Here is a 15,313-nt window from a genome sequence, read left to right on the forward strand (position 1 = left end):
TCTTCGTCTTCTGCTCATAATTAAAACCTCCAAAGTAGTGTCTCTTCTATTATACACTACTTCAGAGGTTTACACAAATTTTAGGATAGACTCGAGATAACGCACATGCGTTGTTTCAGAGTTTTTTGGTTTTGCTTGTTTTCTATGTCTGGACATTGTAGGGGAAGAAAAAAACATATTCAGTTATAAAAATATTATTGGATAAGTGGATTTAAGAGCAGCATCTCAAGCTATTTCAGCGTTTGAGTTAAATTTTGGAAACTTCAGGATATAATTCACGTATAACAGGTATTAATATTTACTCCGCTAATTTCTGTTTGCGGAGTATTTTTGTGTATCTTAATATATTTATATAAATTAGATAATTGCAATGTGTTAATTGATTTAATGTAATATATGAATATTTTTGATTTAACAAAAATATAATCATATCGCAAATCAACTAACCAAATATTGCGATATAATAACCATAAATTGTGATGTCTGGAATTTGTTATTTACTTTTACTTAAATGTATTGTATTCTTACTATAAGAGACTAGATAATCATGTCATATATTATGAAATATGACAAATGTTGGAAGAGTAAATTTTTAATGTCTCTATTTTCGAATATCTGTTCGGAAGGGTTGTTCTGTTTATTATTTTTATATAATCATTACAGGACTACAATTATATAAGGAGTGATAAGAGTGAAATTTTCAAAAATGAAGAGGGTACTCAGCGCAACTGTTGCATTGAGTATGATCGGTGCTTCTTTACCGTTCAGTGTTAGTGCTGCCGGTAATAATACGCTGTACGGTGATGCTAACACCGATGGCGTTGTTGATATACATGATGCTATTTTAGTTGCTCAGTATGTCAAGAATCCCAGCAAGACCTATATTTCCAAGCAGGGACTTGCTAATGCTGATGCATTCAACGTAGGTAGCGGTATTACTATGGACGATGTTGATTCTATACAGAAGTACCTCACAGGTCTTATTTCACAACTTCCTGAGGAACCTTCCATTAATATCCCGCCCCAGAATGCGCTTCTGAATTATGATTTCAATTCTGGTGTAGGCTCATGGACAGGCAGAGGTCCTGCAACTGTTACAGCAACCGATAACGCATATTACGGTACTTCAGGCAAGGCAATGTATGTTTCAGACAGAACTGCCGAGTGGAACGGCGCAGCTGTAAATCTCGGTTCCGATTTCAAAGCAGGTCAGACTTACAGCATAAGCTGTGCAGCTCTCCAGACTTCCGGCGGCTCGGCTGAGATTCAGATATCTCTCCAGCAGGGTGGCAGCAATGGCACAACCGCTGTATACTCTCATATAGCTTCGGCTACTTGCAAGAGTGGTGAGTGGACTAAGCTTGAGAACACAAGCTTCACTATCCCCGATAATGCTGGTGATATGACCCTTTATGTTGAGACAGTTCAGTCCACTGGCGATCTGATGGATTTCTACATAGACGATGTTGTTATTGCGCCTGAGGGCAGCAAGTCTTCGGTTAAGACAGGCGGAACGGGTAAAGTTCCGGGTTCGGGTAGCGGCACAGGAACAGGAAGTGGAACAACGATAGATCATTCAAAGTGGGACAATTATCAGGAAACTGCTTCATCGCAGTACATCAACTTCTACCAGAACTCTATAAAGCACATGGGCAACACTTACAGACTTACTCAGAAGCTTGCGGCTGCTGAGCAGGGTCAGCATCTGACGGTTGCTTATCTGGGCGGTTCTATCACTGAGGGCAAGAACTATACCACACCTTTTTCCAATTATCTGAAGAATACTTTTGCTAAGGGAGGTTTCACCGAGATAAATGCAGGTCTTTCCGGTACATCCTCTGTTGTGGGACTTGTTAGAAGTGAAGCACAGATTGTTGCTAAGAAGCCTGATATCATCTTCATGGAATTCTCTGTTAACGACCACGAGGACATTTTGTATAAGAAGTGCTTCGAGAGCTGCATAAAGAAGTTCCTGGATATGCCTAATGCACCCGCAGTAGGTATCATCATCACTCGTGCAAAGGGCGGATTCTCCAGCCAGAGTCAGATGTATCCTATCGGCAAGAACTTCGATATCCCTGTTATCAGCATGGACGATGCTCTTACAAAGGCATTCAACAGCGGATTCCTCAACACAGGCGATTATTATACCGACGAGTATCATCCTCACCAGAAGGGTGGACAGCTTGTGGCTGACTGCATGGCTTACTATGTACGTCAGGCACTGAAGACTAAGAACAGCTCTTCAAGCTACACACCGCCTACCAGCTACGTATACGGTGCAGAGTATTCAAGCTGTGTCAATGTTGATCCCAAGAATCTGAACAATTTCAGTGCAGGTTCATGGACTTCGGGCTCAGGTTACGGCAGCTCAGGTCTGACCTATTCGTACAACCTCAACGGCTGGAATCCTATGAAGTTCAAGACACAGGGCAAGGGTCTGATAATCGTATTCAAGGCTAACAGCTCGGGTATGGGCAGCATAGATGTTACTGTTAACGGCAAGACAACTAAGATCAGCGGCAACAAGCTATACACATGGGGCGGTCCTGACGCAGAACTTGGCTATTATCAGAACACAAGCGGCGATCTTGACGTTTCCATCAGCGGAAGCGGACAGTTCACCATCTGGGGCATTGGTCTCATCAAGTAATATTGATTTTAAAAAGCTCCGACTTTCGGGTCGGAGCTTTTTTGTGTGGAAAAGCGTAAAACCTCGTAAAATTCACGGTAAGTGAGCTTTGACCATGTTTTTTCCATGAAAAGGTTGCTGCAGCTACATCCTGTAAACTATCGACTATACAATTCATCCTACTATCCCTACCCGAATCTTTCATCAAAAAGCTTTACTTGCCGGTAATTTTGTGCTATAATATTCCATGTACGATATTTGATTCGAGGATCTCTAAATACACAGAAGTTTTTTATTTAAGAATAAAGATCAAGATTCGTGAGCGTTTCGTTCTTATGATAGATATTATCGGCGAAATATAATTTATACTTGCTCGTAGATGATTTAAATATCGAGCTTCAAGGAGCGAAGAACATATCATGATAAACGATTTTATAAAAATAAAAGATGTAGACAAAGAGACCTTAGAGAAATATAGCGGCAAGCTGCCCGATGAATATCTTGATATCAGGCAGGAACACGGCTATTGTACATTTATATCGCTTTGATAACAGAAATGGTCTGCGAAATATAAACTGATCGTTATAATTCTGCGGTGAAAAAATGAATCAATTAGAAGAAAAAATACATCTTAAATAATTTACTTACTCCGAAAGGTTGTGGACAATATAAAAGTATTTGATTTCGATAACACTCTATACCACGGCGAAAGCTCGATAGACCTTGCCTTTTATCTGATCCGCAGAAACAAAAGGATACTGCTTTACATGCCATCGATACTGATAAACCTTGCCAAGTACAAAATGTGTATTGTGGACAGAGAAAAGGCTGAACAGGAGATCAACGATTTCCTAAAAATAGCAGTAAAGGACAAGTACGAAGCCGCCGAGATAGTCGAAAGATTCTGGGCTGAAAATATCCACAGGCTGGATCATAACATAATAAAACGCGTGGGCAAAGACGATGTTATAATTACCGCAGGTCCTGATATGCTGATAAATGCAATCAAGGATAAACTCGGCACAGAGAATATCATCAGCAGTGTTATCGATCCCGACAAGCGCGAAATGGTATATTTCAACTTCGGTGAAAACAAGGCAAAGCGCTATAAAGAGGTCTATGGCGATACCCCGATTGACAGCTTCTACACAGATTCGTTCAACGATAAGCCGCTGATGAAGCTGGCAAACAATGTGTACATAGTCGAAAAAGGCAGACTGAAAAAGATGACCGAACAGGGCAAAGCAAAACTCTGACAGACCGAAACAGGCAGTACCCGTCAATGGTACTGCCTGTATTTTTGTCTTTATATTATCCGTTTGTTGTCTTTTTCCAAGGCCAGCTAAATTTTCAGCATGGATTATTTTTCTGTTTCACGCTCTCAGCAGACCTTTCTGAATACTCACAGTACTATCCTGATGATAAGCTTGTTGTTTATGTATTCCGCTGTTATAGTTCCGCCCATGCGCTCCACAAGCGTTCGTGCGATGGACAGTCCCAATCCCGTTGAATGGTGTGCCGCTTCCACCGTGTAAAATCTGTCAAACAGCTGTTCAACATCCACCGATGACAGATCCTTTGCCGTGTTTGAAAACGTGATGACACCATCTCCCGAAAGCACAATATGCAGATCACCGTCAGAGTATTTCAGTGCATTGTTCAGCAGATTTGAAAATATCCTTGCAAGATACTCTTTGTTAAGTTCACGTATGACAGTGTGTTCGGTCAGGTCTACCTCGGGGACTATCCCCTTTTCGTTGAGGGCAGCAAAGTATCCCATGATGCTGTCCTCCAGTACCTGTCCCACATTTACAGACTCGGTCCGCATCTCGTTCTCATCCGATACTATTACCGAATATCGGAAAAGCTCCTCTGTAAGCTGCTTCATTAGCTCGGCACGTTCTTTCATTATTGTGATATACTTTGCCTGCTTTTCGGGATCATCGGTCTGCTGCAGCATATCGAGATAGCCGTATATAGCTGTAAGCGGTGTGCGTATATCGTGGGATATATTGGTTATCGCTGTTTTTAGTTCAGTGTTGCCCTGGTGGTACAGCAAATGCTCTTTCCGCAGTATCTTCAGCTGTTTGTTTATGCTGTCAGCCAGAAAAAGCATATCCTTGTCACGGCTTGTGATATCTATCACCGTGTTGGTGTCCTTCTGCAGCTTGTCGGAAAATCCGTCCACGATCTCCCTTGCCGATTTTTTCAGAAGATATATTTTCACCGAAAGCAATATTATAACTACTATCGCCGCCGCAAGACACCAGACCATTTGCACACCTACTTTATATCACATTTTTTAAATTGATGAAGTCCTATCAGACTCATTACAGCTATCAGTCCTGTCGATACCGCAAAGTTCTTCCATATGCCCTCGGGCACCGCAAAGCAGGAAAAATAGAACACACAGCTCTGGGGGAATATTTTTGCCGCAATATCAGCGATAATGCTGTCATATTTGTACATTCCGAAAACCACCGATATATTCAAAATGTACTGTACCACAAGTATCACTATCGTGAGCTTTCCGCCCCTCAGAAGATTTCCCAGCAGGAGCGAGATCACTGTGCTTTCAAATATCAGCATCAACAGCATCGCCGAAAGGGATATCACTGTCGCTTTAAGATCATATCCCTCAAAATCGAAAACGCACACTGCCATGAATATCGCTGCGACCTGATACAATACAAAATATATCGCCGCTGCAGCGCTCATGGTTATAAGGTTTGAAAAGAATATAGCAGTACGGGTATGTCCGCAGCAGATCATGTTCCTGATAGTGCCGTGATTGTACTGTGAATCCAGCAGCACCGCAACTGTTGCAGCCGCCGCAAAGGGCAACAGCAGAGTCGCAAAGGAAGGCACTACGCCGAGTATATTTTCCTTTGTAAGTATCAATCTTGAATTTTCGGGCTGGTTATACTGCGGGAAAAGATACATACCCGTTGTCAGACCTGCTCCGAAAATAACGCATATTATAGAGGTAAGATAAAAGTATTTTGATTTGAACAGCTCGTGAAACTGAGCATTAAGCAGTTTAGTCATTGCCTGCACCTCCCACAAGTGATATATAAAAGCTCTCCAGACTTTCGTCGTGCTCTTCCACAGTGAGAACTTCGCAGTTTTCATTTGCAAGCGCCATCGAAAGCTGAGTGATGTTCGGCTTAGCGTAGATATCCGCATGGCTATCGTCGATTATGGTATACTCAAGCCCCATATCGTCAAGAACCTTCGCCAGAACAGACGTATTAGTAACGGTTATGCGCATACACTTGCGGCAAGCGGCTTCAAGCTCTTCGGCGCTCATCTCGCGGACTATCCTGCCGTTATCGATAAAGCCGTAATGTGTCGCCAGCCTTGCAAGCTCATCAAGTATGTGTGAGGATATCAGCACCGTGATCTTTCTTTCGCGGTTGAGCTTCAATATCAGTTCTCTTATCTCGATTATGCCCTGAGGGTCAAGACCGTTGATAGGTTCGTCAAGCACCAGCATATCGGGATCTCCGCAAAGCGCCACAGCTATGCCCAGACGCTGACGCATACCCAGCGAGAAATGCTTTGCTTTTTTCCTGCCCGTATCTTCAAGACCCACAAGCTTAAGTATCTCATCGATGCCCTCAAAGCTTGGCAGACCTAAAATGCGGTATTGCTGTTTCAGATTATCCACCGCAGTCATATCAAGGTATATGGACGGAGTTTCAACCACCGCACCGATTCTTCTGCGGGACTTGGAGATATCCTTATCAGTGAGATTAGCCCCGTAAAGTTCCAGCTCACCGCTTGTGGGCAGCTGCATACCGCATACCAGTCGGATAAGAGTGGTCTTGCCCGCGCCGTTCTTACCAACAAATCCGTATATCGAACCCTGAGGCACATTCATCGTGAGACCGTTCAGTGCTTTGAAATCTTTATAGTTCTTGCAGATATCTTTTGTTTTCAGAACATATTTCATGATGTATCACCTTTCCTTTCTGAAAACATAATAACACATAATGGTCAAGACAGCGGCAAAGAAATTGTCAAGATTTCGTCAAGATTTGAATCTGAACCCTATGCCGTACACCGCTTCGATATGATCCCTGCCGTTTACCGCTGAAAGCTTATGGCGGATATTGCTGATATGCTGTTTCAGCGAACGCTCGGTGCAGTCGGGGGTATCATAGCTTATCTTATCGAGTATCGTGGTCTTGCCCACGGGCATATCGGGATTCTGCATCAGCAGTTTAAGTATAGCACATTCGGTGCGGGTAAGCTGGATCTCTGTATCATCCACTGTTACAGAAAGCCTGTCACAGAATAATGATAGTTCGCCGCAGGTAATGTAATCAGAAGTGCTGCGGTCTTTCTGCCTTAGCTGAACAGCCACCCTTGCAAGAAGCTCGCTTATATTGAATGGCTTTGTGACATAGTCTGCAGCCCCGCCCATCAGCAGACCTACTTTATCGCTGATATCGGCTTTTGCGCTGACGATTATAACAGGTATATCCTTTATCTTAGGCAGTATCTCCTCACCCGTAAGCCCCGGAAGCATAAGATCAAGCAGCACAAGGTCGGGCTTGCTGTGTGAAAGCACCATCAGCGCCTCAGTCCCCGAATACGCCTTTATAACGGTATGTCCCTCGTTCATAAGGGCTTCGGATATCATATCGCTGATGTTTGCATCATCGTCTGTTATAAGTATTTTTGCCATGATCTCACCTCATTTTTTACTATTATATCACAAAACAGAATTTAATGCAATGGCGCCGCAGGCGGGGGTTGAGAATATATCTCAAATAAAAAATCACTATTATACCGGCGTATGAAGTGGTGTGCTAAAGAGATATCTATATTTATTTATATTTACTATTGATTTTTTGTGAAAAATATAGTATAATTTTGTTAATCGATGTTACTCTAAAACACATCATATCATACATACCATCAAGGAGGCTTTTATGGATCTTCAGGCATTGGTCAATAAATTCAAGATCATAGCGGGAGTTTACGCTTTCGATATACTGCCCGACGGCAGCAAGAGCGAGATCCGCATAATGGCGATAAATGATATAAACACGATGATGTTCAATATGCTCCCCGATGCACCCGAATTCTATCCCGGAGTACCCCTTCGCAGATATTTCACCGAGGTAAATCTCGAAAATTTTATATATAACAGCGCCATCAATAACGAGCCGTTGTATTCATACGTCAATGCTTTCGGTATGTGGATAAAGGGTTTCTACCTGCCCATTGATGAAGAGGGCAATCTACTGAACGAAAAAGGCGAGCCAAATACATCCCCAAGAACTGCATACTGCCTTTATATAACGACCCGCTCCAAAGAAGTTGAAACAGAATATATGACCCAGCGTTCGGGGGAAGTTGCATCTGCAATAATGGAGCTCAGTGTCAAGCTCAATAAAATGCGTAGCTTTGATATGGCTATGAAAGAGTGCATGAGCGAACTCAAAAAAATATGCCGTGCCAAATCCTGTGCACTATACACCATTGATGCCCTTAAAAAGGAGTGTAAACTTTATAACGAAAACGGCGAACAGCCCGAGATGCTTGAAAGCATGACATCCGGAATGGGACGCACCCCCTATGAAACAGCTCTCGCCTGGGAAAAAGACCTTGACGGCACTGACTGCCTGCTGCTGGATGACCTGAGCCTGATTGAAGAGCGCGACCCCGTATGGTACAGGTCTCTGAAGAGTTTTAATGTTAACAAACTGATACTGACAGCCATACGCTACGACCACGACCTTGTGGGATTTATCTGGGCGATCAATTTCGATACCGAAAAGACAATGGAGATCAAGGAAACTCTTGAACTCACCACTTTCATGCTGGGCGCAAGAATTGCTCACCACCACCTTGTTTCAAGGCTGGAAGTAATGAGCAGGACTGACAGCCTCACACAGCTGCTGAACCGCAATGCAATGAACGAACGTGTTGAACAGCTGACCAACGACAAGTCTGCCAAGCCTGAATGTATCGGCGTGGTATTTGCCGACCTTAACGGTTTGAAAGCAGTCAACGACGGCAGCGGTCATGCAGCGGGAGACAAGCTTCTACAGAATGCCGCAGCTTTACTGAAAATAGCTTTCGATGAGTATGAGATATACCGTTCCGGCGGTGATGAGTTCGTGGTACTTTGCCCCGATATCACTTCCGAAAAGCTGGAAGAAAGCGTTGCAAGGCTCCATGCCCTTGCCGAAAACACCCCGAACGTCAGCTTTGCAACAGGTGCAAAATGGTACGACGGCGACTACGACATTTTCACCGCAATGCAGGCAGCCGACCAGAGTATGTATCAGCACAAGGAAGAATTCTACCGCCTGCACCCCGAGAAAAACTGGCGCAAAAATCTCTGATAATAACAATGCAAAGACCTCCTGCGTTGTCTTGCGGGAGGTCTTTTTATCGGCATAGTTTCATAATAACAAAAAATACGGGACGGCCAAAGCGGTCGTCCCGTATCTGTTTATGCTATTGATGTACTTGTAAAACTGAAATTATCTAACAGTTACATTTACAGCGTTATTGATAGCATTAGCGGTATCCCAGTTGCCATTCACTCTTGCAGCGATAGCTACCTTGTAGCTCATGCCAGGAGTCAGGTTCTTAGGAGTTACATAGCTGTTGGTAGTAATGTTGGAAGTCTGAACTCTCCACTTACCAGCCAGGTATACAGCGATGCCGTACTTGTCAGCGCCCTGTACCTTATCCCAAGTGAACTGTACCTGGTGATACTGAGTGCTGTAATTTACCTTGATGTTTGTAGGATAGGTGTCGCCGGTGTTGTTTCCGCCGTTGTTGCCGCCATTATTACCACCGTTGTTGCCACCATTGTTGCCGCCGTTATTACCGTTGGTCTTGCCCCACAGATCGGTAGGAATAATGCTTATAACAGAGGTGTAAGCCTGCTTAGGCTTGTAGCTTGAATCGAACAGCAGAGGAGTATCGGATTTTCTCCAGCTCATGCCGTCGTTGGTGCCCCACCATGTCAGTGAAGTTACAGCGTCGCAGTTAACGATATTCTGAACGATGCCCTTGTAGTAGCTAGCAAATGCGGAGTCGCTTGCGCCCTTCTGCATAACGTCCAGCTCAGTTACGTGGATCTCGATGCCGGGGATAGAAGAGAACAGATCAAGTGCGTTCTTATATCTTGAAGCATCAGGATAGTTTGTACCCAGGTGAGACTGCATACCGATACCGTCCAGGTTACCTGCTTCGTGAACCTTCTTGCAGAAGTTGTAGATGGAAGTTACCTTGCCATCGTCATACTCGTTGAAGTCGTTGTAGAACAGCTTGCAGTCAGAAGGAGCATACTTTCTTGCATAAGCGAATGCCTTCTGCATATAGCTGTCGTTGCCGTAAATAGCCATATAAGGAGACTGACCATAAGCGCCGTTCATACCTGCCTGTCTGAGGTTGCCGTTGCTTACTTCAAATGCCTCGTTAACAACGTCATATGCATAAAGCTTCAGAGTAGGATAATTCTGCTTGATCATTGCGAATGTATTCTTGATGAAGTTTTCCATACGCTGATCCATTACCGACTGAGAAACAACTGAACCGTTGCTGTCGAAGTTCTGTCTGAAGAACCAGTCAGGAGTCTGGCTGTGCCAGATGAGTGTATGACCTCTTACAGGTATATCATTCTTAACCGCAAAGTCAAGGATAGTCTTTAAGTTGCTGGGCAGTTTTACCTGAGGATTTACGTTGTTGCCGTAGGACTTACTTGCATTCTGGTCAAGAATGTTATCGGGCTTCAGTTCGTTCTCGGGAGTGATGCTGTTGAAGTGCTTTCTGATAAAGTCAGGGTGTGAGCTAACTTCATAAGAGCTTACAGCAGTACCTACCTTGAATTCGGTAGAGAATACGTCCTTCAGACCAGCATTAGTAGTATCGATGTTAGAAGAACCGCCGTTGTTGCCGCCGGAGGAAGAAGAATCAACTGTGCCCTTGCCTGTTGTTACAGAAGAAGCCTTGCCAGCCTTGGAAGCCTGTACGTTGTCGATATAGAAATCAGTCAGGCTGTCGGGAGCTTCTACATAAAGGATCAGATCAGAAGCGCCGGAAGGAATGGTGTAAGACTTATTCTCAAGCTTAGTCCATACGCCGCTGCTTGCTGTTGCGGAATTTACTTCGTCATACTGTGTAGTACCGGAAGAATCCTTGTACTGGAGAGTCAGCTTCATAGAAGTAGAAGAACCGCTCTTCTGCAGAACGCCTGTGCTGAAGCTGTAAGAGTTGCCGGGAACAAATGTGGAAGTGCTAAGGGGTATGGATGCACCGTTCCAGTTGTTTGTTCTGCCGCTTACGAACAGGGACTTGCTGCCTGCATAGTAGTTCTTGCTGTCAACAGAAACGGAAGCTGAGCCTCTGCCTTCCCAGCTGCCTGCACCGGACTCGAATGTGCTGGTGAAATAATCGCCGTTAGAATCGGGATTGGGAGCAGTATTGCCGCCATTGTTTCCGCCGTTATTGCCACCATTGTTGCCACCGTTGTTGCCGCCATTGCCCTTACCCTCGTACATCTTCAGGGTAACATCAGCCTGACCGTCGGACTCCCAACCTTCGACGTTGAAAGCAACTTCGTACAGATTGCCCATCTTCAGACCCTTGGATTCCCATGCCTTGAAGTGCTCGGAAACGCTTATTGTGCCCTTGGTTCTTGTGTTCTGACGGATGCTGATATACTGTGTGAAATTCTTGTTACCCTCGATGGTGTAAGAATTTCTAGCACTTGTATAGATCTTGTATTCACTTCCGTCGATAGTTACGGAACCCTTGTACTGCGCAGAAGCATCCTGTGCGGGAGACCAGTTCTTCCAGTCTTCAATGATATAGTACTCTACCAGAGGATTCTGAGCCCAGCCGTAGATACAGATTCTGGAGTTACCAGAACTACCTGCGTACCAGCTGCAGTCGTAATCACAGTAGAAATCACCGTAATCTTTGTAGGTCTTAGGGTTATTCAGACCCCAGTACAGACCACGGCGAGCAAGGAAGTTACCTCTTGAGCCGTTAGGACCGCACTTCCAGGATGTGCTGAAACCGCCGTCATTGTCGTGCAGTGTCATGGTAGATGAGTTAGGGGTATCTGCCTGCCAGATCTCGTGGTGGTAGTCGTTATACCAGCCGACTTCCTGTGTGTGCGAAGGGCTTGTTGTCAGCATCTTAGCAGCTGATACACTTATAACAGACTGGCTGATCATAGGTGTCATAGGAGCTGTTAGCATCATACCTGCGATAAGAGCACTTACCGCACGCTTTGTAACATAATTCTTCATAAGCAAAAATCCTCTCTTTCCAAACAATGTAGGTTAAAAGATCAAATCAAAAGATTTATGCAGAGCCCGGTTTTACCACGTCGAAAGCCCCGTTTTTCGGCTTCGGACCCTATATATTATCTTTTGTTAATATTTTATATTTTTTAGTGGATAATTTCAAATCGTTTTTTGCTATTTATCAGCTTCCAATATTCAAAAATTGCTATATTGCAGTTTTACTATATTTCGCACTGTATTTTTAAAATATTTGTAACATATTCCGACGCCTAATTAATCAAATGTTGTTCTTTTCTATTATGTTATTTCACTATATCATTGTACAATTTCACGATGATTTTATTCTTGCCGTTTTGTCCATATATTGGTTCTAAAAAATCATTTAACATATCCTCTATTTTGATATGATGATTTCTATCGAAAAATTATCCCTCTGCATTTGCAGAGGGATAATCAGTTGATCATATGTCAGTAACGATCATTCGTCTACTTCTTTTAAATGCCAAGATCGGCATTGAGCTTTTCGATAAAACTCAGACAGCCGTTGGTGCCGTCAATGGCACTTCTTTCAACTGTCATACCGATACACCTGCCGTCTGTATACGCCCAGTAGTTACTGTCGTCTATTGGCACGAGTTCAAGCTTGCGCTTGGTGCCATCGGTAAGGGTATAGGTGAATGTGCAGGTGGGTTCGCCCATCTTTTCGGGGATATCATCGCGGAAATCACCGTGCTTTATCTCGGAAACTGAGGCATACAGATATTCAAAATCCTTTGTAGCATCTTCACTTTCCTTGGATGTCACATCGATATCATCGAATGTATATCCCGAATTTTCGTGATCGATAGCCAGCTTGTGGGTCTCACCGTCAACATTGATCTCCAGAGTTTCCGCATTATAGAAGGAAACACTCATCGCCTGCTTTGTGGTGAGATCCTGCCACTTGCCAGAAAGGAAAGCAGCATTGCTGCTGGATATAGAGCAAACCTCGTAGGTATCTGTGTCATAGCACCATACCTGTTCATCGTCCTCGCTTATCTCAGGAAATACAAGATTGAAGGTTTTATCAGCAGTCTCCAGCGTGAAAGTGTAAGCAGGCTTGTCAAGCCCGTACTTTGCAAGTTCGGCTTCGTCCTTTGTAAAGCATACAAAATTAGACTCTATTCTCACCATGTTGGTAAGTATGGTATTTACAGTGATAGAGTCTATTACAACATCGGTCACAGGACCATTGAACGCCCACACCGCTGTATTTTCTTCATTTCGTGAGAGATCATAAGCCACTTCGCCGTTATGAACCAGTGCGAAATGCATTATCTCATTATCGGTACATTCAATTATATACGGGTCACAGATCTTGGCGATATCGCCCCGCAGTTCAAGACCCGTATTATAGTCGATGCAGTAAACTGTATCATCATCCGGCAGCATTACATAACAGAACTCATTAGTTACAGAGCTGCTGCCGATATAAGCTGTATAATCCTTCTCAGCTGTGTGGCATACAACTGTAACGGGAGAATCCAGACCGTACTTGCCAAGATCTTCTTTCTTCGCATCAGCCTTATGATCCGCTGTAAGCTTGCTCATGGAAGATGCGATAACGTTCATCTGATAGCTGTACGGTGTGAACTTATAAGGATAATCCGTATCCTCGATAGTCCATTCACCGTCCTCATCATGATTCAGCTTAAAATAGCCATCGGCGGTGGTGATATCTATCGCATTTACGTTATTGGGATCAAAGGTCATCAGTTTAAGCGAATCAGCCTCAGCCTTTTCAGCTGCTTCCTCCGATGCCTTCTTGTGATCAACATAGTAGTACGCACCGCAAGCACCTCCAAGCAGGAGCACAAGGGCTGCACCTGTGGCGATCATTGATCTACGGTTCATTCTGTATACCTCCGCTTGAGCCATACTGCGCCGCCGATAAGACCGACTACAACAGGTACAGCAATGAAGATGACGTTTGTTACCTGTGCCTTTGAAGCAGATTCGATGCTCATTTCATCGAAAGTACGCTCCTTGCTGCCTATACCGAAATCAAGTGCTAGTTCGGAATCATACATCCATGAGAATACGGAGAGCTGAAGATTCACAGCTACAATTGAGTAAGCCTGATTGATGTTCTCATCGTCCATAAATTCAGCTGTACCGATGACCATGATCTTTGAATCCGCACGCTGGGTATCTGTAGAATACATTGCAAGTTCCAGAACACTGTTACCAAGAGTTTCACGGGGCTTTGCACCGCCCATAGGCTTACCAATAGCAGTTGAAGAACCATCGCCTATCCTGTCAACAGTATCAAGCAGCCCACCAGCAAAAACATGAGTGCTGTTATCGCCTTCTCCGTAGATCTGTACAAAACTTCTGGTATCTGTCATTATTGGAGTAGCACCTTGTTGTTCAAGTTGTTTGAGTTCACTTGTAATATCAATATTGGTTGTCTCGTCCGGATAAACAGGAGCGCAAATAAAGCTTGTAGGGTAATTTACGTTAGCCAGTTCGGGATCAGTCTCTTCAACAATGTCATAGTCCATAGCTATATTGTATTCTTTAAGCAGTTTCTCGATGTTGACATAATCTAACTCAGCATCGTTTGGTGACATCCAGAAGCAGATATTACCGCCCTTGTCAAGATAGTCATTCAGAGCTTTCAGCTCAAAATCAGAGATATCGTTCTTGGGTGCAGCCAGTATAACGATAGCAGCATCCTCTGGAACTGAGTTACTGCTGGTCAGGTCAAGAGTCTCCGCAATATAATTTCGTGCCGCAAGATTCTTTTTCAGTGTGGTATAATCAGTATTAAGAGCTTTCTCACCGTGACCTGTCAGAAAATACATCTTTGTTTCTCTGCCTGATACAACAGCATCTATCGCACCTGTGATGAGATTCTCACCTGTGAAATACAAAGTGCTTGTAGTCTGATTGTCATCCACTTTTGTCTGGAACATAGTGTTGCCGGGTATGCGCTTGCTTCTGCCTTCGCATTCAACAACGATATCGCCCTGAGAAACGGAAAAGCCCATATTCTGGAGTTCTTTAGTCTTGTCGGGGTCGCTATCGGGGTCGAAAGCCTGGAAGTTTATGCAGTCGAATTTAGAATACTCTTTCATAGCATTGTAAAGCGGCATACTGTCGGTATCGGTTGAAAGCACATCCATATCGAACAGGAAGTAGAAATTTACTTTCTTGTCTACGGAATTCAGATAATCCTTGGTGGAATCCGTGAGTTTGTAAATACCTGTTGAAGTCAGATCCCATATGATATTCAAGCGTGATACCATCAGATTGATAAATACGACGATCGCCAGTGATATCGCAGCAAAAACAATTGCAACGGCAGTAAAGCCATGTGATTTTTTCGGTTTTTTGGTTTCATTCTGTGCCATGT

11 protein-coding genes are annotated in these 15,313 nt (G+C 43.8%); 4 read left to right on the forward strand and 7 right to left on the reverse strand.

Going from position 1 to position 15,313, the window contains the following annotated elements:
- The first annotated feature begins 691 nt into the window (after positions 1-691).
- The 3 genes from BMY75_RS11740 to BMY75_RS11750 all read left to right on the forward strand — a co-directional run bounded on the left by BMY75_RS11740 (position 692) and on the right by BMY75_RS11750 (position 3,888).
- On the forward strand, positions 692-2,653 hold the full coding sequence (locus tag BMY75_RS11740; RefSeq protein WP_074834064.1) for a carbohydrate binding domain-containing protein: 1,962 nt from the start codon (positions 692-694) through the stop codon (positions 2,651-2,653).
- Between the two features lie 398 nt (positions 2,654-3,051).
- Positions 3,052-3,180 (forward strand): GAD-like domain-containing protein, encoded by a 129-nt coding sequence (locus tag BMY75_RS17700; RefSeq protein WP_242940230.1) that lies wholly within the window; start codon positions 3,052-3,054, stop codon positions 3,178-3,180.
- A 111-nt stretch (positions 3,181-3,291) separates the two neighbouring features.
- The gene (locus tag BMY75_RS11750; RefSeq protein WP_081350534.1) at positions 3,292-3,888 is read left to right on the forward strand and encodes a haloacid dehalogenase-like hydrolase; all 597 of its coding nucleotides are present in this window, start codon (positions 3,292-3,294) and stop codon (positions 3,886-3,888) included.
- Between the two features lie 146 nt (positions 3,889-4,034).
- On the opposite strand, the gene BMY75_RS11755 is transcribed toward BMY75_RS11750, so the two are convergent.
- From BMY75_RS11755 to BMY75_RS11770, 4 genes are all read right to left on the reverse strand, one after another.
- Positions 4,035-4,907, reverse strand: coding sequence for a sensor histidine kinase (locus BMY75_RS11755; protein ID WP_074834065.1), 873 nt, complete (start codon positions 4,905-4,907; stop codon positions 4,035-4,037).
- An 8-nt stretch (positions 4,908-4,915) separates the two neighbouring features.
- Entirely contained in the window at positions 4,916-5,680 is a 765-nt protein-coding gene (locus BMY75_RS11760; protein ID WP_074834066.1) for an ABC transporter permease subunit, read from the reverse strand.
- Positions 5,673-6,587, reverse strand: coding sequence for an ABC transporter ATP-binding protein (locus BMY75_RS11765; protein ID WP_074834067.1), 915 nt, complete (start codon positions 6,585-6,587; stop codon positions 5,673-5,675). Before BMY75_RS11765 ends, BMY75_RS11760 begins: the two co-directional genes overlap by 8 nt.
- Positions 6,588-6,665: 78 nt before the next feature.
- Positions 6,666-7,325, reverse strand: a complete 660-nt coding sequence (locus BMY75_RS11770; RefSeq protein WP_074834068.1) for a response regulator transcription factor — start codon at positions 7,323-7,325, stop codon at positions 6,666-6,668.
- A gap of 247 nt (positions 7,326-7,572) precedes the next feature.
- On the opposite strand from BMY75_RS11770, the gene BMY75_RS11775 reads away from it, so the two are divergent.
- Complete coding sequence (locus tag BMY75_RS11775) at positions 7,573-8,994, forward strand: GGDEF domain-containing protein (protein WP_074834069.1); 1,422 nt, start codon at positions 7,573-7,575, stop codon at positions 8,992-8,994.
- A 141-nt stretch (positions 8,995-9,135) separates the two neighbouring features.
- On the opposite strand, the gene BMY75_RS11780 is transcribed toward BMY75_RS11775, so the two are convergent.
- From BMY75_RS11780 to BMY75_RS11790, 3 genes are all read right to left on the reverse strand, one after another.
- Positions 9,136-11,919, reverse strand: coding sequence for an endo-1,4-beta-xylanase (locus tag BMY75_RS11780; protein ID WP_074834070.1), 2,784 nt, complete (start codon positions 11,917-11,919; stop codon positions 9,136-9,138).
- A 492-nt stretch (positions 11,920-12,411) separates the two neighbouring features.
- Entirely contained in the window at positions 12,412-13,809 is a 1,398-nt protein-coding gene (locus BMY75_RS11785) for a DUF4340 domain-containing protein (RefSeq protein WP_074834071.1), read from the reverse strand.
- Complete coding sequence (locus BMY75_RS11790; protein WP_074834072.1) at positions 13,806-15,311, reverse strand: GldG family protein; 1,506 nt, start codon at positions 15,309-15,311, stop codon at positions 13,806-13,808. Before BMY75_RS11790 ends, BMY75_RS11785 begins: the two co-directional genes overlap by 4 nt.
- Between the last annotated feature and the right edge of the window lie 2 nt (positions 15,312-15,313).

Source organism: Hominimerdicola alba (assembly GCF_900109655.1).
Classification (GTDB): domain Bacteria; phylum Bacillota; class Clostridia; order Oscillospirales; family Ruminococcaceae; genus Hominimerdicola; species Hominimerdicola alba_B.

Excerpts from the sequence above, each read along its gene's own strand:
- BMY75_RS17700 (WP_242940230.1), top strand. The coding sequence starts at position 3,052 with ATGATAAACGATTTTATAAAAATAAAAGATGTAGACAAAGAGACCTTA.
- BMY75_RS11755 (WP_074834065.1), bottom strand. The coding sequence starts at position 4,907 with ATGGTCTGGTGTCTTGCGGCGGCGATAGTAGTTATAATATTGCTTTCG.
- BMY75_RS11760 (WP_074834066.1), bottom strand. The coding sequence starts at position 5,680 with ATGACTAAACTGCTTAATGCTCAGTTTCACGAGCTGTTCAAATCAAAA.
- BMY75_RS11765 (WP_074834067.1), bottom strand. The coding sequence starts at position 6,587 with ATGAAATATGTTCTGAAAACAAAAGATATCTGCAAGAACTATAAAGAT.
- BMY75_RS11770 (WP_074834068.1), bottom strand. The coding sequence starts at position 7,325 with ATGGCAAAAATACTTATAACAGACGATGATGCAAACATCAGCGATATG.
- BMY75_RS11775 (WP_074834069.1), top strand. The coding sequence starts at position 7,573 with ATGGATCTTCAGGCATTGGTCAATAAATTCAAGATCATAGCGGGAGTT.
- BMY75_RS11780 (WP_074834070.1), bottom strand. The coding sequence starts at position 11,919 with ATGAAGAATTATGTTACAAAGCGTGCGGTAAGTGCTCTTATCGCAGGT.
- BMY75_RS11785 (WP_074834071.1), bottom strand. The coding sequence starts at position 13,809 with ATGAACCGTAGATCAATGATCGCCACAGGTGCAGCCCTTGTGCTCCTG.
- BMY75_RS11790 (WP_074834072.1), bottom strand. The coding sequence starts at position 15,311 with ATGGCACAGAATGAAACCAAAAAACCGAAAAAATCACATGGCTTTACT.